Genomic DNA, 20,645 nt, shown 5'->3' on the forward strand with positions numbered 1-20,645 from the left:
GCTTTTCGGGAAGTAAGGTGATGAATAAAACATGGTTGCCGGTATTACTGGCTATGGGGTTAATGGCAGGCTGTGGCAGAACTGATATTCAGGTGAAATCCACCGTGGGTGTACCACAGCAGTTTGACCAAAATGCTACTGCCCGCGGTACGGCAGACATCAGCCGCTGGTGGCAGAGCTGGCCAGACCCGGTATTGAATGATCTGATTAATACGGGTTTAAAAAATAACCGTAATCTGGCCAAGATGAAAGAGAATATGCTTTCAGCTCGTGCCAGTGCAGCTATAGCGGAGTCTGATCTTAGCCCGCAGGCTGAGGTAGAAAGCAGTGGCGGCTTGCACCGCTACAACGGTGCCAATGCGCTTAAAGACCTTGATCTGCCGGGAATCGGTAATACCAAGGATTATTTACAGGCGACTGGTTCACCTTTGGGTGCCAATCGCAGTCGCTTGCATGGCAATACAGTGCAGGCGGGTTTTATTGCCAGCTGGGAACCGGATGTATTCGGCCAGAAGCGCAGTGATGCTGATGAAATGCATTATCTGAGTCTGAGCGAAACAGAACGCTGGCATGGTGCTCAGATGCTGCTCAGTAGTGAGATTGCTGATAATTATCTGAAAATGCGTGCCATGCAGCAGCGTGTGAAAGTAGGTGAACACAGTGTGGCTACGCTCAAAGAATTGCAGCGCTATACAGTTGGCCGTTTTCGTGCTGGCCAGACTACGGCTTATGATGTAAGGGAAATTGCCGCCAAACTGGCCGGTATGCAGGCACAGATTGCCACTTATCAGGCTCAGGCAGATGTGTATCAGCGCAATATCGCGGTATTAACCGGCCAGCCACCGCAGGGCTTTACTATTGCTCCTGCGTCTCTGGACATTTTTCAGCATTTGCCTTCTGCACCTGCTGGGCAGTTGCCATTAGATGTCATTACCCGGCGGCCGGATATCCGTACTCAGGAAAATGTGGTGAAAGCGATGAGTGCTGGGCTGGCCAGTGCTAAAGCAGATCGACTACCGCGCTTTTCACTTAATTTTTTGTGGCAAACTGGCCAGATACATTTAAATAACAACACATCATATTTAAAAAATGTTGGTGGCTTGCTTGATGCCGGTATGACAATTCCGGTATTCACCGCCGGCCGGATTAAACACAATATCGAAAGAGCAGATGCACAGCTACAGGCAGCCATTGCCGAGTATGATAATATGATTTTGCAGGCGCTGGCCGAAGTAGATAATGCCTATCAGATGCAGTTCAGCCTGTACCAGCAAACCCAGTTAATGCATCAGGCGCAAGCGCAGGCAGCCAGTCAGGCCAGTGCAGCCGAGAAACTGTTTCGCTTTGGCAATATGACTTTGGATCGCAGTTTACGTGCACGTTTGAATGCGGAGGATTTGGCTGACAAACAGATTCAGGGCAGGCTGGAAGAAGCGCGTAATCTGGTGAATCTGTATAAGACACTTGGCGGCGGCTGGCAGGGTAGTGAAGCAGAATAGCCAATACGCGCAACCGGATTTGGTTTCCGGACTGCATCGGTAATTTAATAGTTTGATAATATAATTACAAAGCAGGGCTGATAAGGTTGAATAGTGGTGACAATGTTACACTGGCACTTTAATCAATAATCAATAGTACTATTGATTATTGAACGGAATATTTTAATACGCTTTTTTTGATCTGGGAGCCATATATGCCGCTGTGTATTACTCGATCCACAATATGGCTGATGCTAACTTTGATTATTGTATTCGGATTGAATGCCTGTGCTACTTTGCAATATCAGCCGGTGGCAACGATTGATCATATTAATGAAAATAAGGGCTATCGTCTGCAAAATGCTTTATTAAACAATAATGCACATAAAAGTGACGATGTAATCGGTATTGTTATGTTCTCTGGTGGCGGCACACGTGCAGCGGCCTTTGGCTATGGCGTTCTTGAAACGCTGAAACAGCAGCAGGTGAAAATAGGCGGCCGGCAAACCAGCTTGCTGGATACAGTGGATGTGGCCTATGGCATTTCTGGTGGTTCTGTACTGGCTACTTATTTTGGCCTGCATGGTGCAGAAACGATTCCCAGATTTGAGCATAATTTTCTCAATCAGAATTTACAGAAAATGCTTATCGGGCAGGTTTTTTCGATGGCAAACTGGTCGCGGCTGGCTTCACCTGAGTTTGGTCGCGGGGATTTGTTGCAGGAGCAGCTAGATTTACATTTATATCATGGTGCTACCTATGCCGATTTAAATAATAAACGTCAGGGGCCGTTTGTTGTGATTAGTGCCACGGATATGAGTCTGGGCAGCCGGCTGGATTTTACTCAGGAATATTTTGATGTGCTCTGTCTGGATTTAACCAAGGTATCTATTGCACGGGCAGTGGCTGCTTCCAGCGCGGTACCGTTGGTATTTGCTCCGGTAACACTGAATAACAATGGCGGCAACTGCCACTATCAGCTGCCAAATGATATGGTGGACACCAATACTGCGGATGCCACTGGTACCACAGCGTTTCGTGCCCAGACGCGCGCAGTTTACCGTGCCAATCTGAAACAGTATCAGGATAGCCAGAAACGACCTTATATTCACTTGCTGGATGGCGGACTGACTGATAATCTTGGCTTGCGCAGCCTGCTGGATACGACAGAACTATATAGTAATAAAACCCTGTACGACCGTTTGGAATCGGCGAACATTCATAAAATCATTATTATTAATGTCAATGCACAGTCGCAGCGAAAAAATGAAATTGACAGTAGTGCCAGTGTCCCGGGTACGGCAGATGTAGTCAGGGCGTTGACCAGTATTCCGATTGAGAAGTATTCGGAAGATACGCAGCGTCAGTTTCAAAAATATACTGAATGGTGGAACGAGAACCGTGGTGAGAGTACGCCACGTGTCTATTATATTAGTGTGAATTTGCTGGATTTACCGCCTTCACCTTTGAGAGAAAAAGTAATTCATATTCCGACTACATTTTATTTGGCTCATAGTGAGGTCAATAATTTGCGCAAGGCTGCTAAACAGTTGTTGACACAATCTCCCGAGTATCAGCGGCTGATTAAAGATATTGGTGTGCCATCTTCAGCACCTAAGACGGAATCATTTACTCTGTATGATGATGAAGCATCTGATGCAGATTCTGATACAGCAGCGGATACCAAAAATTCTGATATGGTTGATAATCCACAAAATGATTTAAATAATGTAGTCAATTTTATCAATACTGAATCGCTACCGTTGCTGCGCTGATTTATCTGGCCTGACTAAACAAATAAAGTGGGTTACCGAATAAGTGTGCATCTGTTGTGGTTACCCTTTTGCCATTACTCAATGAGTTTTATATAAAAATCATTATTTATATAGCCTGAAAGCTTTTTTCAGGCTTTTTTGCTTTCTTTGCTGGTAATCGCCCACTTGCCGCTCCGACTCTCTGCATGGCTGTTATCTGTGGGTGGGGGTGTGGCTGGCAGGTTTGCAATTATTTTTGTGTAAATTTTGTGTAGCAGAATGGAATCAGTTAACCACATGCTGAAGTAAATTTTTTAATTTGCAATTTATGTTAATTTTATTTTCATTTTTTTTAGGAAAAAATGGATTCTGTTGTAAAATAGCCACGGAATCAGGCAGACATAGCCGGTTTTTTAATTTAGATTCTTGTTACTATTTCAATATGTTATGAGTTGTTGCTCATGTTGCGAAATGCATTTATATAGTTTAATAATAATATATGCAATCTATATAAATATATTTAAAATAAAATGGATTATTTTATTTGTATGCTAAATATAACATTATTGGGTTATTTCATAATTATTATAGTTATAGCATAATTTACTTTTTAATTTCATTAGTATATTAATGAATTTTTCTAAACACATTCTTAACTTTTTTCTTTTAAATCAATCAAAAAGTTACTTATGTCTCCTTTTGCGGTAAGTGTGAAATTGTTCTTACATATGACTTAAACGTGATTATTTAATTTAATTATATGCTTTTGGTGTTAACAAAATACCAAAGTTATCATTTATTTTCATACCCATGAAAATAAAGACAAAAATTAAAATCGCACAAGCGCACACTAATCTTCGTTCTTTCAGGAGAAGGTAGACATATGTTGAATTGGGTATTGACTAATATTCAGGAATCGCCGGTTATTCTGCTGTTTCTGTCGTTAAGTCTGGGCTATTTACTGGGCAGTTTTCGCTTTGGTAAGTTTCAGCTCGGCGGGGTTGCTGGCTCTCTGTTGGTGGCAGTAGTTTTAAGTCTGCTCAATGTTCACATTGATTCTGGTCTTAAAGCATTGCTGTTTACTTTATTTATTTATGCTGTGGGTTATGAAAGTGGTCCCCAGTTTTTCCGTTCACTGGGCGTAAAAACCCTGCGTGAAATCTTTCTGGCGCTGTTCATTGCCATTACCGGTTTTATCACGGTGATGATTATGGCACGTCTGTTCCATCTCGATAAAGGTCTGGCTGCCGGTCTGGCTGCTGGTGGCTTAACTCAGTCAGCCATTCTGGGTACTGCTGCTGATGCCTTGACACACATGGGGCTGCCAGCAGACCAATTGCAGCAATTGCAGGCTAATGTGGCCATTGGTTATGCGGTAACTTATATCTTTGGTTCACTGGGTGCAATCATTATCTGTATGAATGTGCTGCCAAAAGTCATGGGACGCGATATTCGCGATGATGCGGTAGCTGCCGAAGCTGAGCAACTGAAAGGTGCCATGGCACTGGAAGGCAATCAGGGGATGGCAATTACGCAGATGGTTGGCCGTATCTATGTGGTTGAACGTGATATTCATAAAACCATTAAGGATATAGAGCTTGAAAATCTGGGTATTACCATCGAACGCATTAAACGTCATGGCAATCTGATCGATTGCACGCCGTCTACTGTGCTGAAAGCGGATGACATTATTCTGATTGTTGGTCGTCGTGAAGCTGTTACTTCTGTCAGCACTTTATTTGGCCGTGAGCTGGATTCAGAACCTGGTCTGGAAGTGATTGTTGATACCAAGGATGTGGTATTCCGCAATCCTGAGTATGCCAATAAAACCATGGCTGAAATCCGTTCTAAAGTACATCTGAGTGACAATGACTTTGAAATTCAGCACGGTATCTATCTGGTTGCGTTGCATCGCAACGGTCAAAAGCTGGATATCACTCCTGATACAGAATTCAAGCTGGGCGATGTGATGACCATTTACGGTTCTACCAGTGATATTAATCGTGTCGTTCATATTATTGGCGCGCCGATTACTGTTAACAGTAAAACTGACTGGGCTTATCACGGTCTGGGTGTTGTGCTTGGCCTGATTATCGGTTGGGTAGTGGTTCGTGTTGGCAATATCCCGATTACTTTGGGTGCTGGTGGTGGTGCGCTGTTGTCTGGTTTGTTCTTCGGCTGGCTACGTGCCCGCAAACAGACCTTTGGCAATATGCCGGTTGCCGCTTCCCAGTTTATGAAAGATTTTGGTTTGGCTGGTTTCGTGTCTGTAGTAGGTTTGCAGTCTGGATTACAGGCAATTACGACTATTAAAGAACATGGGTTGACTCTGTTTTTAATCGGTGTCGTGGTTACTCTGGTTCCGATGATTCTGGCTATTTTCTTTGGTCGCTATGTGCTCCGTTATGATAATGCAGCAGTGTTTGCTGGTGCTTTATCAGGTTCACGTAGTGCCAATCCTGCATTTGGTGAAGTTCTGGATAAAGCAGGTAATGCTATTCCGACTACTCCATTTGCCGTTACATATGCATTAGCCAATGTGTTCCTGACATTGTTAGGACCATTGATTGTGGCTCTTGTCTGATATGTGCTTTTAATTTCTTGAGGAAACCGTTATGACTTCAAAACATGATTTTGAAAAATATGCTAATTTAAGTCCATTTGAGTTGAAAAACCATTTGATTGACTTGGCACAGAGCCGCAATGATCGCATGATGCTGAATGCTGGTCGTGGCAATCCTAATTTTCTGGCTACTTTGCCCCGCAATGCTTTTTTTGAATTAGGTCTGTTTGCCACTGAAGAGTCTGAAATTTCTTTCTCTTTCCTGGATCAGAATATCGGTGGTATGCCTTTCAAAGATGATTTGATGGCGCGCTTTGACGATTTTATCCGTCGCAACCGCCACAATCCGGGTGTGGATTTCCTGAGCAAAGCCATGTCTTATGTACGTGACCAGCTTGGTTACAACCAGCATCAGTTTCTGCTGGAAATGACTGAAGGTATCCTGGGCTGTAATTATCCAGTACCAGACCGTATGTTGCGTCTGTCTGAAGAAATCGTTAAGACCTATATTCTGGAAGAAATGGGTGCCAAAACGATGAGTAATGACGACATCGACCTGTTTGCAACAGAAGGTGGTACTGCTGCGATGGCATACATTTTCAGCTCACTAAAACAGAATGGTTTGATTCGTCACGGTGACAAGATTGCTCTGGGTGCACCGATTTTCACGCCTTATCTGGAAATCCCTGAACTGAACGATTATGAACTGGAAGAAGTGCTGATCAATGCTGATCCGAAACTGGACTGGCAGTACCCTGAAAGCGAATTGCGCAAATTGGAAGACCCTTCAATCAAAGCATTCTATCTGGTTAACCCATCCAATCCGCCTTCAGTGAAAATGGATGATCGCAGTCTGCAAATTATTGCTGATATCGTGAAAAAACGTCCAGACCTGATCATTCTGACCGACGACGTATATGGTACATTTGCTGAGAACTTTGAATCTCTGTTCACGCTGTGTCCATACAACACTATTCTGGTTTATTCTTTCTCCAAATACTTCGGTGCTACTGGCTGGCGCTTGGGCGTAATTGCCATGGCCAAAGAAAATGTACTGGACAAGAAAATTGCAGAACTGCCTGAAGAAGAACGTCAGGTATTGCACAAACGCTATCTGTCTATTACTCCTGAACCGGAAAAACTGAAACTGATCGACCGTATGGTTGCAGACAGCCGTGCCGTGGCGCTGAACCACACCGCTGGTTTGTCTACACCACAACAGGTACAGATGGTACTGTTTTCTCTGGCTGAAATGATGGATACCAAGAAACAGTATAAAGATGCTCTGATGGCGTTGATTCGCAATCGCAGTGCTGCCATGTATAAACAATTGGGTATTAAACACGAGTTTAATGAAAACAGCGTGGATTACTATACTCTGGTGGATATGGAAGATACTGCTCGCCAGTTATATGGTGATGAATTTGCCGAGTGGGTTGTTAAAACCAAAAATCCGAATGAACTACTGTTCAGAATTGCGGATGAATCTGGTGTAGTATTGTTGCCGGGTAAAGGTTTTGCCGTTCGCCACCCATCTGGCCGTGTATCTTTAGCCAATCTGAATGAATACCAGTACAAAGCTATCGGTGCTTCACTGCACAAACTGGCTGGTGAATATCATGAAGAATTTAAAGCTAGCAAGTAATTAATTTTACTGTAGCTTAAATAGCAGCACCGTACTTTTCAAAGTACGGTGCTATTGTGTTTGCCTGCTCTTATGTGCAAATAAAAATCCTGTTTAGGTTCGATATCTGGTCGTTAAAACGGTATAGTTTTGCCTTGTCAAAGCTGATTCGAATCCACGGAGGAGAGTAGGAATGCATGTACATTTTATTATTCACGAAGATTTTGAAGCCCCGGCAGCTTGCGAAGAGTGGGCAAAAAGCAGAAGGCATCACATTTCGTATTCACGCCTGTATCTTGGCGAACAACTGCCAGATTCTGCCGTGAATCTGGATATGCTGATTATTATGGGTGGCCCGCAATCACCTTTAACCTCAACTAAGGAATGCAGCTATTTTGATAGTAATGCAGAACAAAAACTGATTACTGATGCTGTTGACAAAGGTAAAGCTGTATTGGGTATCTGTCTGGGTGCGCAGTTAATAGGGCAGGCGCTGGGTGGAATGGTAGAAACCAGTCCCAATAAGGAAATAGGTTATTTCCCGATACATCTGACCTCAGCAGGTTTAACTGATGAACTTATTGCGCATTTTGGTAAGGAGTTAACTGTAGGGCACTGGCATGGAGATATGCCGGGCTTAACACCACAGGCACAAATTCTGGCTTACAGTGCCGGTTGTCCGCGGCAGATTGTGCGTTATGCACCTTTGGTATATGGGTTTCAATGTCATTTGGAGCTGAATACAGCAGCAATCAATGCACTGATTGCACATTCCAGAGCTGATTTACATCATGCAGGTACATACCCTTTTATACAATCTGAACGGGAAATACAATTGTTTGATTACACGGCAATGAATCAGCAGCTATTTGTTTTTCTCGATAAATTTATGCAGCGATACCAGACGCAGCAATGAAGATAGCTGAAAATTATCTGGTGTAAAAACAAATTCTGCTTAATATTTTATTGTGTTTTATTTAGGAAAGAATCGTGCAATGGCCGCCAGAGCCTGCTCTTTCAGGGCAGGTGTAATGACTGTCTGTAATTGCCTGCACACCATGGTAATCACTGCTATGTCATCAGTGAATCCGAATGGCCCAAGAAAATCGGGAATCAGGTCTATCGGGCTAAGAAAGTAGACTAATGCACCCAGAATCAACATTTTGCTGCGTAATGGTGTCTCAGGTGATTTAAACAGCAGATATAAGGTATATAGCTGTACGGCAACCGGTTTGCCCAGACGCAGGGCGTTTTTGGCCAGCTTGGCTAAAAAGCCCTGCTCATTAAACCAGGAATGGCGAACATTCACTCTTTTTGGTAAGAAATTCATAGCATCTGTGCTTTCGTGTTAATTGCTTATTTGTATGCTGTTTACTTCAAAGCAGTGGGACACAAGGCTACTTTTAAACGAGCCTGATGGTGCTGCTGGTAAAAACGGATATCAAACCACCAGAAAGCCGATTTTTTTACCGCCCAGAATTGTTGTGGTAACCACACACCATTGAGCAGATAGGCACAAAACTGGCCAATCCACGGCTGATGACCAACCCATATCTGGGTAGCAGTTGGTGGCTGCTGTTGCAGAAATGTAGCCAGATTGAGCGGATGGTTGTCTGGATTAAGTAATTTATGTACAGATAAAGGCTGGTTAAGATAATTTGCAGTTTGCTGTGTCCGTACTGCTTCAGAGCAATAAACCTGAAAGTTGGCAGGCAAATGTTGCTGTAGCCACTGGGCGCTGAGTTTAGCCTGTTGCTGGCCTTTGTTTGTTAATCTGCGCGCCAGATCATCGCAGTTGTCTTCAGCTTCGGCGTGGCGCCATAAAATTAAATCCATATCTTACTCTTTCGGATAATGGCATCAAAATACAGTGAGCTGTTATGCTTATGTTACAATTGTTTGGTTTGCAGACAGCTATATGATAGTAGTGGCATCTTGATGGTTCTGGCAATGTTATACAGACTATCTTTGTGTTTTTTAATCAAGCATTAACATTGAAAGACTGGTGTGAATCGATTTTCTGTTGAAGGGGAATTGGAGCACAAAAAGTGCTCGCGGCTTGTGGAACGCCTCTATATTTATATGCAACTAATGCGTATAGACCGCCCAATTGGCACATTACTGCTATTGTGGCCAACTTGGTGGGCATTATGGATTGCCGCAGATGGCCATCCGGACGGACTTCTCGTATTGTTGTTTACTATTGGTACATTTTTAATGCGCAGTGCTGGTTGTGTGATTAATGATTATGCAGACCGCAATTTTGATGGTGCCGTTGAACGCACCAATCAGCGACCGTTTGCGTTAAAAAAAGTTACAAAAAAAGAAGCAATTACATTAACTGTGGTGTTGTGTGCTCTGGCGGCGCTATGTTTGCTACCTATGAACCGGCTGACCTGGATGATGAGTATTCCGGCGCTGTGTCTTGCCATAACGTATCCGTTTACCAAGCGTTTTTTTCCCTTACCACAGCTATATCTTGGTCTGGCATTTTCGTTTGGCATTCCGATGGCGTTTGCCGCTGTTAGCAATCATGTGCCGCTGATTGCATGGATTTTACTGGCGGCCAATACGTTATGGACTTTGGCTTATGACACCATTTATGCCATGGCAGATAAAGAAGATGATCTGAAAATTGGCATTCATACTTCTGCGATTACTTTCGGTGAACATGATATTACTGCGGCTATGCTGTGCCATGCAGGCTTTGATGTACTGATGATTCTGGCTGGCTGGCTGATTCATGCCAGTTTCTGGTACTGGCTGGCTTTGCCGCTGGTACTCAGTTTGCAGTATTGGCAGTGGCTGAAAATCCGTACCCGTGACCGTAAAGTATGCTTTACTATGTTTGTACGTAATAACCGGATCGGTCTCATCTGGTTTACTGGGCTATTACTGCATTACTTACTGGGTAAAGCGTAAAGATTGAGAGCAGTATTGAGCAGGCAAGTAACAAAATTTTTTGTAATTTGATTGTATTTGAATAAATTGCACATTATTCGGTGCAGTAAATATATCCTTAGCCGGATTGTTACAGCCAATGGTGCAATTTGATAGGAATTGAAAATGAGCATGAGTTTAATTGGGGATATTTTACCGGTTTCACATGTGGTTCTGGATTTGAACGTAAGCAGCAAGAAACGCCTGTTCGAAGAAGCCGGCCACTTGTTGTCTCAACAGGCAGGTCTTTCTCAGGAAGATGTGTTTAATTGTCTGTTTGCGCGCGAAAAGCTGGGCTCTACAGCATTAGGTAAGGGCGTGGCTATTCCTCATGGTCGTACTGGCGCAGTGACAGATACCGTAGGCGCTTTTTTTCGGCTGCAAACACCCATCTCCTTTGATGCACCGGATGAACAGCCGGTTAGTATGGTATTTGTGTTGCTGGTGCCGGAAAATGCTTCAACCAGACATCTGAATGTGTTATCAGAACTGGCTGGAAAATTTTCACAGAAATCAGTACGCAATGCCCTGTTATCCGCAACCAGTGCCGAAAGTGTGCGCGAAATACTGGTAGCAGAACAGATATAAGGACGAATTATCATGCCCAGTATATCGGTACGGCGCTTATATCATGACAATCAGACCAAATTGAAACTTGCGTGGTCTGCTGGTACGGCTGGTGCGGATAATCGTATCAGTATTGATGCTGATAAGCCGGTGCTGGCGCTGGTTGGTCACCTGAATTTCATTCATCCCAATCAGGTACAGGTAATCGGGATTGCTGAAGTAGAATATCTGAATAAAATTGAGGCTGGTGAAATTAAAACCACACTCAATGAATTATTCGATTTAACCATGTCGCTGATTATTGTTGCCAATGATTTGCCTGTACCATACATGTTGCGTGATTATTGCCATACGCATAATGTACCATTGCTGACATCCAAGACGGAAAGTCCTTTTCTGATGGATGTATTACGCATTTATCTGCAACGGGTACTGGCTGCATCTACAGTCAAATACGGTGTATTTCTGGATGTTTTTGAAGTCGGGGTATTGATTATCGGCCAGTCCGGACTGGGAAAAAGCGAGCTGGCGCTGGAACTGATATCGCGCGGACATGGCCTGGTGGCGGATGATGCAGTGGAACTGTATCGTATCGGCCCAGAAACGCTTGAAGGGCGCTGCCCGGCCTTGTTGAAAGACTTTCTTGAAGTACGCGGCTTGGGGGTGTTGAATATTCGGGCAATTTTTGGTGAAACTGCCGTACGACCAAAAAAGCAGTTACAGCTGATAATCAATCTGGTACTGGCAGATGACAGCCATATGCAGCGAATAGACCGCCTGAGTATCAAAAGTGAAACAGAAAGTATTCTGAACGTATCTATTCGCAGTGTTACCTTGCCGGTAGCAGTTGGGCGCAATCTGGCCGTACTGGTAGAAGCTGCTGTCAGTAATTTCATTTTACAGATGCGGGGAAAAGACAGTACCAAGCAATTTCTGGATCGTCATAATTCCATGCTGCAAGAGGATGCTGTGAATCATGAGGATAGTATTGATTAGTGGATTATCCGGTTCCGGAAAATCTATTGCTTTGCGTTTACTGGAAGATGTTGGTTTTGTCTGCGTGGATAATCTGCCGGTAAAGCTTTTACCTGATTTGATTGAACACTATGCTGCCAGCGATGTGGCACAGCTAGGTGTCAGTGTGGATATACGCTCTCGCTTTAATCCGGTTGAAGTGCTGGAGTTGGTAACCCGCTTGCGTGCTCAAAAACATCAGGTTGATTTGCTGTTTTTAACTTCTTCCGCGGCGGTATTGCTTCGCCGTTTTTCTGAAACACGCCGCAGCCATCCTCTGGCACAGGAACACAAAACCTTAAGTGAAAGCGTTGCTGCTGAACAGCAATATATGTCCACTTTACAAAGATATGCTTATGTTATTGATACCTCTTTGCTGAATGTGCCGCAATTGCGCCGGCAGATTCAGCAATGGCTGCATCTGCCCGTGGCTCCGATGCGCGTAGTGCTGGAATCTTTTGGGTATAAATATGGCGTGCCCGCCGGACTGGATTTTGTCTTTGATGTTCGCTTTCTGCCTAATCCCTATTATGATTTTCACTTACGTCCCTTTAGCGGTCTGGATGAACCCGTCAGGACATTTTTTTCCCAGCAGCCAGTGATGGCAGAAATGATTGCAGAGTTAGCCGATTTTCTGCTGCGCTGGTTACCGCAGATGGAAAAAGAAAGCCGCAGCTATGTTAATATCGGTATTGGCTGTACTGGTGGTCAGCATCGTTCAGTTTATATCGTGGAAGCTTTAGCGCAGCAATTAAAGGCCTATTGCGTACTGGTGCGGCACCGGCAGTTAGAGTTAACTAATAATTCTGAAAAAACGGTATAATAAGAACGGTGAGTTATTCAGGCAGCCTGAAATTAGGCTGCCTGTGTGTTTTTTGTATAAGAGTTTTGTGTATCAGACAAGGACAGTTTATGGCTATTCAATGGTATCCCGGGCATATGAACAAAGCCAAAAAAGCCATTGCCGAACGGATTAAAAGCGTGGATATGGTCATTGAGGTACTGGATGCCCGTTTACCGGCTTCCAGTGCCAACCCATTACTGGCAAAACTGTCTGGTGACAAACCCAAACTGAAAATTCTGAATAAACAGGATTTGGCTGATCCTGAACGTACTGAGTTATGGCTGGCCGATTACCGTTCCCAGCCCAATACCAACGTGCTGGCACTGGACGCATCAGAAAAACAGGCAGCCAGTAAGATTATTGCAGCCTGCCGCACTCTGGTGCCAAACCGTCATGGTTTGGACCGCCCATTAAGAGTGCTTATCTGTGGCATTCCCAATGTAGGTAAATCTACTCTGATTAATGGTATGCTGGGTAAACGCAGTGCCAAAACAGGCAATGAGCCAGGTATTACCAAAGCTGAGCAGCGGCTGATACTGGCCGATGACTTCTGGTTATACGACACCCCCGGGATGTTGTGGCCAAAAATTATTGTAGAGGAGGCTGGTTATAATCTGGCCGCCAGTGGCGCTGTCGGACGTAATGCGTTGGATGAAGAAATTGTAGCATTGGAATTACTGGATTATCTGCGCCGGCATTATCTGCCTTTACTTCAGCAGCGCTATCAGGCTGACCTGAGTGAAAGTCCGCACTGGCGTGATGACAACTGGCTGGACTGGATTGGTAGAAAACGTGGTGCCCTGTTAAGCGGCGGACGCATTGATTACCAGAAAGCTGCTGAACGCCTGCTTACTGATTTCCGTGACGGGCTGATTGGCCGTATCACGCTGGAAACACCCAATCAATGGGCAGTGTGGCTGAAAAAGGGACAGCAGCACGAAGCGCAGCTTAAAGCTGAACGGGCAGCCAAAAAAGCAGCTCGTAAAGGTTAATCTTACATAGTCCATTGAAAACAGCATTTAAAGCGTTGAAACACATAACCATGAATCATTCTGTTTCCATCGAAGCATTGATTGAAGCTGCATTACTGACCCAAAGTGAGGCGTTAAGCGAGCAGGTATTAGCAAGCTTGAGGGAGCCGCCGTTATCAGCAGAAGAATTAGGTGACATACTGTCAGCACTGCGTGAGCGCTGGCAGGAACGGGCGCTGAATCTGGTACATAGTGCAGAGGGTTGGCGTTTTCAGGTAATCAGTGCAGCTTATCCGCAGTTGGCCAGTCTGGATGTGCAGCGCACACCACGTTATTCGCGCGCGGTACTGGAAACATTGGCTATAATTGCCTATCAGCAACCGGTAGCACGCAGTGATATCGAAGCTATTCGCGGTGTTACAGTTTCCAGCAATGTTTTACAGACCTTACAGGACCGAGGCTGGATAGAGATTATCGGGCAGCGGGATAGCGTGGGGCGGCCAAATTTGTGGGCCACTACAGCTACTTTTTTAAGTGATTTACAGCTGGAAAATTTAAGCCAGCTACCGCCTTTAACAGAATTGGGTGAATTGGTTTTACCCGATTTAAATGAACCTGCCGTGGCTCAAACCACCGCAGAAGAACCGTCTGATGACGGATTAGGAGTATAACTATGAGTCAAGCCAACAAAAAATTAACCAAGCGCCAGATACGTGATGGTGTGACCAATAAAAGCAGTAAGCCTACTGCCAGCAGACATACTGCCGGTAAAGCTAAATTTGCTTTTAAACGCCAAAATGAATCCACTGTACGCTCTGCATCCTCACAGCCTGAGGTACAGGGCGGCGCCAAAGTAAAAGTTCAGCGCGCCAGAAAACTGGTTCAGCGTACCCCAAATCAGGAAATTTTACAGCGTGCCCGGGTACTGAAAGAACAGCGTATCAATCTGGAAAAAATGGAACCAGTGCGCCTACAAAAAGCACTTGCTGCTTCAGGTGTGGGCTCCCGGCGTGAAATGGAACAGTGGATTAGCCAGGGAATGGTGCGGGTTAATGGTAAAGTGGCTCAATTAGGAGACAGAATTACCCCAGACGATGAAGTTAGTGTGCGCGGTTCGGCCATTAACATCAAATGGCCTGATCGCTTGCCACGTATTATGGTGTATTACAAACAGGAAGGTGAAATTGTCAGCCGCGATGACCCTCAGGGCCGCGTCAGTATCTTTGACCGGCTGCCACAAACTGCCAGCAGCCGCTGGGTAGCGATTGGTCGTCTGGATATCAATACATGTGGCTTGTTGATACTGACCACCTCCGGCGAACTGGTAAACCGTTTCGCGCATCCTAGTTTCGAAGTAGAAAGAGAATATGCTGTACGCGTTCTCGGTGAGCTGAGTGATGAACAAAAACAAAGCCTGCTCAACGGGGTTGAACTGGAGGATGGTATCGCCAAAGCACAACATTTGTGGGAACAAGGTGGCGAGGGTGCCAACAGATGGTACAACATTATCATTAAAGAAGGCCGCAACCGTGAAGTAAGACGTCTGTTTGAAAGTCAGGGGCTGACTGTGAGCCGTTTGGTTAGGGTGCGCTTCGGGCCGATTGCACTACCTAAAAGGCTGAAACGTGGCCAGTACTATGAATTTAATGAGTTTGAGGTGGCCAATATCATGAAATGGGCTGGTCTGTATCAATCTGATTCTGCAAGAAAAAAGGTAAGCAGATAGCCTACAATTTAATTAAATAGCTACCCCAGTATATGTTATATCTGATTAATTAATGTAGTAAATTTTTTACATTAAATTTTGGTTTTGTTGATTTATATCAACAAAAAGTGTAGTTTTATGCACAAATTAATTAAATACTTTGTATTCTTTTGCTAATCGGCGCAATATATACTTAAAATCGACTTTTGTATTGTTTGCCTAGTTGTCCACATTCAAGAGAATGGAGTCATAATGATTTCACCAATGCAGGTGCCTGAAATTGAGCATCGTACATTTGAATTGACACATTACGATGGGGTAACACGCACCGTATATTGTACTGATATAGAAACAGAGTTCCCTGATGGCTGTCTGATTACCTCAACGACAGATCTGAAGGGTATTATTACACATGCTAATGATGCATTTGTGCAGATGAGCGGGTGGTCACGTAATGAATTAATGGGTGCGGAGCATTATATTCTTCGTCATCCTGATATGCCGAAAGTGGCTTACAAGGATTTGTGGGATACCGTGCAACAGGGTAAAAAATGGCACGGCTATGTCAAAAATCTGCGCAAGGATGGTGGCTTTTATTGGGTATATGCCACTATTGTTCCCAATATTCGTGATGGTGTCGTTCAGGGTTATACTTCAGTGCGACGTAAGCCATCACGTAGCAAGGTATTGGAAATGCAGAGTCTCTATGAGGGATTAATGAAAGAGGAACGGGGTAATTCATGACTATTAATTTTCTGATTGCACCTGATTTTCCCCCAAAATATTATGCAGGCTGGCATTTTCTCAATACCCGTCTGCAACGGTTGATAGATGCGCCTGTGCATTTGTTTATGCCCAGTAACACTGAAGAAGAACAGCAGGAAATTGACAACAATAATGTTGATATCATTTATGCCAATCCATTTAATGCTTCCAAACTGATTCGTGAGTTAGGCTATTTGCCTGTAGTACGTCCAGTAAACCGTTTCGATGAAATGGTAATTGCCAGCGCTGCAGAAAGTGAAATTAAATCAATACAAGACATTAAGCCAGGCATGTCGATTCTGTGTACGGAAAATTATGATGTTAAGCTCATTGCCTTGCGCTTAATGGAAGCCGTCGACATAGAAGAACATGACCTTACATGGATTAAAAGTGAATCATTCCCAGCAGTGGCACGCGGACTCATTCAGCATGAGGGTGATATTGGTTTGTTTATGTCATCTGCCTACCATAAACTAACTCCAATTACCTTGAGCCGTTTGAATCTATTAATTGAAAGTAAAATCAATGATTTATATCACATGATTTTATTGCATCCCCGTAATGCCGGTATGCTGGAAACATTACAGCATGCATTCAGTTCCATGCATGAAACGCCTGCTGGCGCAATGTTACTGGAAGATTTAGGCCTGAATGACGGATTTGCCGTATTGAAGAAAGAAGAAGCTGAATTGCTGATTGACCTGATTGAAACATTACGCGATTAAACCTGTCGCAACCATTTTTATTTTATAATTGAAAACGCAACTTGTTGATGAAAACAGGTTGCGTTATTTTTTATAGTTGAGTAATGGTTATTCGTGTGAGTCACGCTAGTTTGCAAGCAAAAATGAATTCGCCCAGATTATTTTTGGCACCCATGCAGGGGTTGATTGATGCACCCATGCGCGATTTGTTAACCCGTATCGGCGGCTTTGATATTTGTGTCACTGAATTTGTCCGTATTACTCATACCGTACATGGGCGTTCCATATGGCTAAAATACATGCCAGAACTGGCACATGCTAATCAGACTCATGCTGGTACTGCCGTAGTAGTACAAATATTGGGCAGCCATGCTGAAAACATGGCGCAGAACGCCCGAAAAGTGGTTGAGCTGGGTGCTACGCACATTGATTTAAATTTTGGCTGTCCGGCACCCACTGTTAACCAGCATCAGGGTGGGGCAATCCTTTTACAGTATCCTGAAAAAATAGAGCAGATAGTGGCTACTGTGCGCCGGAATTTGCCTGCTGAAATCATGCTCAGTGCGAAAATGCGTCTGGGTTATGAGAATAAAGATTTGGCACTGGCCTGTGCTCAAGCCATAGAACAGGGTGGGGCAGGAGAGCTTACCGTTCATGCGCGTACCAAAACCGAAGGATACCGGCCGCCTGCACACTGGGAATGGATTGCCCGTATCAGACAGGCTGTTAGCATTCCTGTTATTGCAAATGGCGATGTATTCACGCTGGCCGATTATCAGCAAATTCGTTCTGTCAGCGGCTGTACGGATGTGATGCTGGGGCGTGGTGCCGTTCAGCGGCCTGATTTAGCCCGACAAATTGCCGCTTATAATCAGGGAAAAATAATTCCTTCTTTGTCATGGCCAGAAATTCTGCCGTGGATTAATGATTTTTTTGACTGCTGTTGCAGTAAAGCTGCCGCCAATGCTAACTATCCGGTAGCAAGGTTAAAGCAGTGGCTGGCAATGCTAAAATTAACCTATCCAGAAGCCGGGCAGTTATTTACTCAGTTACGTACTCTGACTACCATCGCAGATATCAGCCAGATTCTTAGTCAACAGCAAACAGAAAGCCAGATTACTGGATGAAGCATAAAATTATTCAATCTGCCAGCAATAGTGAACTTAAACATTTAGCCCGTTTAATTGCTCAATCAAATTACCGCCGTCAGCATCAGCTCGCCGTTCTGGAGGGAATACACCTTATTCAGACATTTATGCAGGCAGGGCATTCAATTCAAACGCTGTATGTACCGCAACTGCGCGAACATAACCATGAAATAGCTGCCTTAATAGCAAAAATGCCGTTGCAGAAAGTGGTACTGGTTGCTGATAATCTATTGGACAAAATCAGCGATTTAGTCAGTTCAAGAGAGCCAGTTGCAATAGTACAGTTACCAGAAAATACCGCTGCAACAGAGATTCAGGATGTCGTGCTGTTAGAGCGAGTGCAAGACCCCGGCAATGTGGGTACAATTTTACGCAGTGCACTGGCTGCCGGTATTGATAATATTGTCCTGAGCAAAGACAGTGTTGATGTCTGGTCACCCAAAGTATTGCGTGCAGCAATGGGTGCGCATGCTTATCTGAATATTCAAACTGTTACAGATTTGGCTGCCTGGTGTGCAGATTACACCTGGCCATTGTATGCTACTGCATTAAGCACATCGGCCAAAAGTATCTATACATTGAATCTGACTCAGCCTGCCGGCTGGCTGTTTGGTAATGAAGGCAGTGGTTTGAGTGCAAAAATACTACAAACTGCATCCAGACACGTGATTATTCCGATGAGCGGGCAAACAGAATCACTCAACGTAGCCATGGCTGCAACTGTCTGTTTGTTTGAACAACAGCGACAGCGGCTACAGGCAGGATGCTAAATAATTAATATTTTTTATTAAGCTGGCTGTTCTGATTGTCTTTAACCCTGAAATAAGGTGTTATCACAGGCAAACACGGCGGACAAACGGCCAGTTTGGTGTTATCCTGCAAATCTTCCAGAATGTGGATATATAAGACATTTCGAGCATGAATAAACGAATTGTAACAATCATCGCTGCCATTTTGGCAGTTATACTGCTTATTGCACTGGCTTTGCCTTATTATTTAGGAGCTAAAGCTCAGCAAAGTCTGGATCAGCAACGCGCTTTACTGGCCAAAAGTCCTTTTCTAGTGATTGATAAACAAAGCTATCAACGTGGCTGGTTTACTTCTACAGAAACCATGCAGATACGCTTTAAGCCAAGTTTCTTTGCCGGAGTGCAGCAGCAGTTACCCGATAATGTGCGTACAGTACTGCAACAGCCAATTACGCTGGTTAATCATGTACAGCATGGTTTATTTGCAGGCAGTATTCGTCCAGTACGCGCGCATGTAGAAACCGAATTGCGTTTCACTCCGCAAGCTCAGCAGATTCTGGCGCGTTTTTTCGGGCAGGAAGCACCAGTCAGACTGGAAAATACGATTAATCTGGGCGGCAGCGGCCAAATGCACGTTGTGATACCAAAATTCAATTACGAAGAATTGTCTGGTATCAAAATCAACTGGCAGGGGCTGGAATCAACGATTGATTATGCTGAAGACTTTAACAGTTATGACAGCCATACCGTCAGCCCCGGGCTGGATATGGTTCTTGCCAGCAAAGGACGTGCTTCCTATCAGGATTTGCAGCTTAATAGCCATACTGAACACGGCAAAACCTCACTCGCTTTAGGTAACAGCGATTTGCGTATCAAGGCCATTACCTTTACCTGGAACGATACCACAGACAATACTATCCGTCTGGATCAACTGGTTAATTTGGTAACCAACTTACAGATTGGTGCCTTCATCAGTCCGGCTGGCAACAGTATGCCTACCAAAATTATCATTCAGGATTTGAAACTGGCTACCTCTACTGAAGAAAAAGATCAATGGATTAACAGTAATGGTAAATTTGGCTTTGCCAAATTGCAGTATGGTAATGATATTTATGGCCCGCTGGATATTGATGCCTCGGCTGAACATCTGGATGCGGCCAGTCTGGTAGCAATCAATAATAAAATTACCCAGCTATCAAGCCAGAATCTGAGTAATGAGCAGCTACGCGCAGCAATAGTAGCGGCAGTGCGCAATGAAGGACTGGGTTTATTTACTCACGACCCACTTCTCAAACTCAACAGTTTTAAACTGCAAATGCCGCAGGGACTGATTGATATCCATGGTAGTTTGGGTTTCAAAAGCCTGCTTGCTTCCGATATGCAGCAACTGGGACTGATGCTGAATAAAACCGAAGCGGAAATGGATTTCGCTATTCCTCAGGCCATTATGGAAAATTTTGCCATCAGTCAGGCACGGGCGCTGTTTACGGTGGATGCCAGTGCCGGCGGTGCTGAAGCTCTGGAAGATATTGATCAGACAATCCGCCTGATGATTGATAGTGCGATTAAATCCATGCAGGCACGTGGTTACATACAGGTAACCAATGGTATTGTGAAAACACATCTTAAATTAATCAATGGTAAAGTTTATCTGAATGGCAAAATATGGAATATTGAACCTGAACCAGAGAATGAACCTGATTATGCCGAATTGCCGGCAGCCTCAGCACCAGAAGCTGCCAATACTCACTAAGCAGTAATGAAATCACAAAACCCTCTTAATCAATTGATTAAGAGGGTTTTATAATAAATGTTAAGT

General features: G+C 44.2%; 19 protein-coding genes. 17 read left to right on the forward strand and 2 right to left on the reverse strand.

Annotation, left to right across the window (positions count from 1 at the left end; all coding sequences use genetic code 11):
* Positions 1-20 precede the first annotated feature (20 nt).
* The 5 genes from GYX26_RS07340 to GYX26_RS07360 all read left to right on the forward strand — a co-directional run bounded on the left by GYX26_RS07340 (position 21) and on the right by GYX26_RS07360 (position 8,335).
* On the forward strand, positions 21-1,499 hold the full coding sequence (locus GYX26_RS07340) for an efflux transporter outer membrane subunit (protein WP_174828717.1): 1,479 nt from the start codon (positions 21-23) through the stop codon (positions 1,497-1,499).
* 194 nt (positions 1,500-1,693) lie between these two features.
* Complete coding sequence (locus GYX26_RS07345) at positions 1,694-3,253, forward strand: patatin-like phospholipase family protein (protein WP_174828718.1); 1,560 nt, start codon at positions 1,694-1,696, stop codon at positions 3,251-3,253.
* 862 nt (positions 3,254-4,115) lie between these two features.
* Positions 4,116-5,816 (forward strand): aspartate-alanine antiporter, encoded by a 1,701-nt coding sequence (gene aspT, locus GYX26_RS07350; protein WP_100089472.1) that lies wholly within the window; start codon positions 4,116-4,118, stop codon positions 5,814-5,816.
* A 31-nt stretch (positions 5,817-5,847) separates the two neighbouring features.
* A complete protein-coding gene (locus GYX26_RS07355) occupies positions 5,848-7,440 on the forward strand; it encodes a bifunctional aspartate transaminase/aspartate 4-decarboxylase (RefSeq protein WP_100089473.1) in 1,593 nt (530 codons plus the stop codon).
* Positions 7,441-7,612: 172 nt separating this feature from the next.
* Positions 7,613-8,335: a gamma-glutamyl-gamma-aminobutyrate hydrolase family protein gene (locus GYX26_RS07360; protein WP_174828719.1), complete on the forward strand. Its 723-nt coding sequence runs from the start codon at positions 7,613-7,615 to the stop codon at positions 8,333-8,335.
* A 57-nt stretch (positions 8,336-8,392) separates the two neighbouring features.
* On the opposite strand, the gene GYX26_RS07365 is transcribed toward GYX26_RS07360, so the two are convergent.
* Positions 8,393-8,749, reverse strand: a complete 357-nt coding sequence (locus tag GYX26_RS07365) for a YkvA family protein (protein ID WP_174828720.1) — start codon at positions 8,747-8,749, stop codon at positions 8,393-8,395.
* A gap of 41 nt (positions 8,750-8,790) precedes the next feature.
* Positions 8,791-9,255, reverse strand: a complete 465-nt coding sequence (locus tag GYX26_RS07370) for a histidine phosphatase family protein (protein WP_174828721.1) — start codon at positions 9,253-9,255, stop codon at positions 8,791-8,793.
* A 246-nt stretch (positions 9,256-9,501) separates the two neighbouring features.
* On the opposite strand from GYX26_RS07370, the gene ubiA reads away from it, so the two are divergent.
* The 12 genes from ubiA to GYX26_RS07430 all read left to right on the forward strand — a co-directional run bounded on the left by ubiA (position 9,502) and on the right by GYX26_RS07430 (position 20,579).
* Positions 9,502-10,341, forward strand: coding sequence for a 4-hydroxybenzoate octaprenyltransferase (gene ubiA, locus GYX26_RS07375; RefSeq protein WP_174828743.1), 840 nt, complete (start codon positions 9,502-9,504; stop codon positions 10,339-10,341).
* A gap of 150 nt (positions 10,342-10,491) precedes the next feature.
* Positions 10,492-10,947, forward strand: a complete 456-nt coding sequence (gene ptsN, locus GYX26_RS07380) for a PTS IIA-like nitrogen regulatory protein PtsN (RefSeq protein WP_174828744.1) — start codon at positions 10,492-10,494, stop codon at positions 10,945-10,947.
* Between the two features lie 12 nt (positions 10,948-10,959).
* The gene (hprK, locus tag GYX26_RS07385; RefSeq protein WP_100089478.1) at positions 10,960-11,922 is read left to right on the forward strand and encodes an HPr(Ser) kinase/phosphatase; all 963 of its coding nucleotides are present in this window, start codon (positions 10,960-10,962) and stop codon (positions 11,920-11,922) included.
* Entirely contained in the window at positions 11,903-12,763 is an 861-nt protein-coding gene (gene rapZ, locus GYX26_RS07390) for an RNase adapter RapZ (protein WP_174828722.1), read from the forward strand. Before hprK ends, rapZ begins: the two co-directional genes overlap by 20 nt.
* An 89-nt stretch (positions 12,764-12,852) precedes the next feature.
* On the forward strand, positions 12,853-13,776 hold the full coding sequence (gene ylqF / locus GYX26_RS07395; protein ID WP_100113270.1) for a ribosome biogenesis GTPase YlqF: 924 nt from the start codon (positions 12,853-12,855) through the stop codon (positions 13,774-13,776).
* A 50-nt stretch (positions 13,777-13,826) separates the two neighbouring features.
* Positions 13,827-14,426, forward strand: a complete 600-nt coding sequence (locus GYX26_RS07400) for an SMC-Scp complex subunit ScpB (RefSeq protein WP_174828723.1) — start codon at positions 13,827-13,829, stop codon at positions 14,424-14,426.
* A 2-nt stretch (positions 14,427-14,428) separates the two neighbouring features.
* Positions 14,429-15,481 (forward strand): pseudouridine synthase, encoded by a 1,053-nt coding sequence (locus GYX26_RS07405; protein ID WP_174828724.1) that lies wholly within the window; start codon positions 14,429-14,431, stop codon positions 15,479-15,481.
* Positions 15,482-15,712: 231 nt separating this feature from the next.
* Positions 15,713-16,204, forward strand: a complete 492-nt coding sequence (locus GYX26_RS07410) for a PAS domain-containing protein (RefSeq protein WP_238791249.1) — start codon at positions 15,713-15,715, stop codon at positions 16,202-16,204.
* The gene (locus GYX26_RS07415; protein ID WP_174828725.1) at positions 16,201-16,950 is read left to right on the forward strand and encodes a PhnD/SsuA/transferrin family substrate-binding protein; all 750 of its coding nucleotides are present in this window, start codon (positions 16,201-16,203) and stop codon (positions 16,948-16,950) included. The genes GYX26_RS07410 and GYX26_RS07415 overlap by 4 nt, the downstream gene beginning before the upstream one ends.
* Before the next feature lie 122 nt (positions 16,951-17,072).
* Positions 17,073-18,056: a tRNA-dihydrouridine synthase gene (locus GYX26_RS07420; protein WP_174828726.1), complete on the forward strand. Its 984-nt coding sequence runs from the start codon at positions 17,073-17,075 to the stop codon at positions 18,054-18,056.
* The gene (locus GYX26_RS07425) at positions 18,053-18,847 is read left to right on the forward strand and encodes an RNA methyltransferase (RefSeq protein ID WP_174828727.1); all 795 of its coding nucleotides are present in this window, start codon (positions 18,053-18,055) and stop codon (positions 18,845-18,847) included. Before GYX26_RS07420 ends, GYX26_RS07425 begins: the two co-directional genes overlap by 4 nt.
* Positions 18,848-18,995: 148 nt before the next feature.
* Positions 18,996-20,579, forward strand: a complete 1,584-nt coding sequence (locus GYX26_RS07430) for a YdgA family protein (RefSeq protein ID WP_174828728.1) — start codon at positions 18,996-18,998, stop codon at positions 20,577-20,579.
* The last annotated feature ends 66 nt before the right edge of the window (positions 20,580-20,645 follow it).

It is taken from the genome of Snodgrassella sp. ESL0253, from assembly GCF_013344965.1.
In the GTDB taxonomy this organism is placed as follows: Bacteria; Pseudomonadota; Gammaproteobacteria; order Burkholderiales; family Neisseriaceae; genus Snodgrassella; species Snodgrassella alvi_B.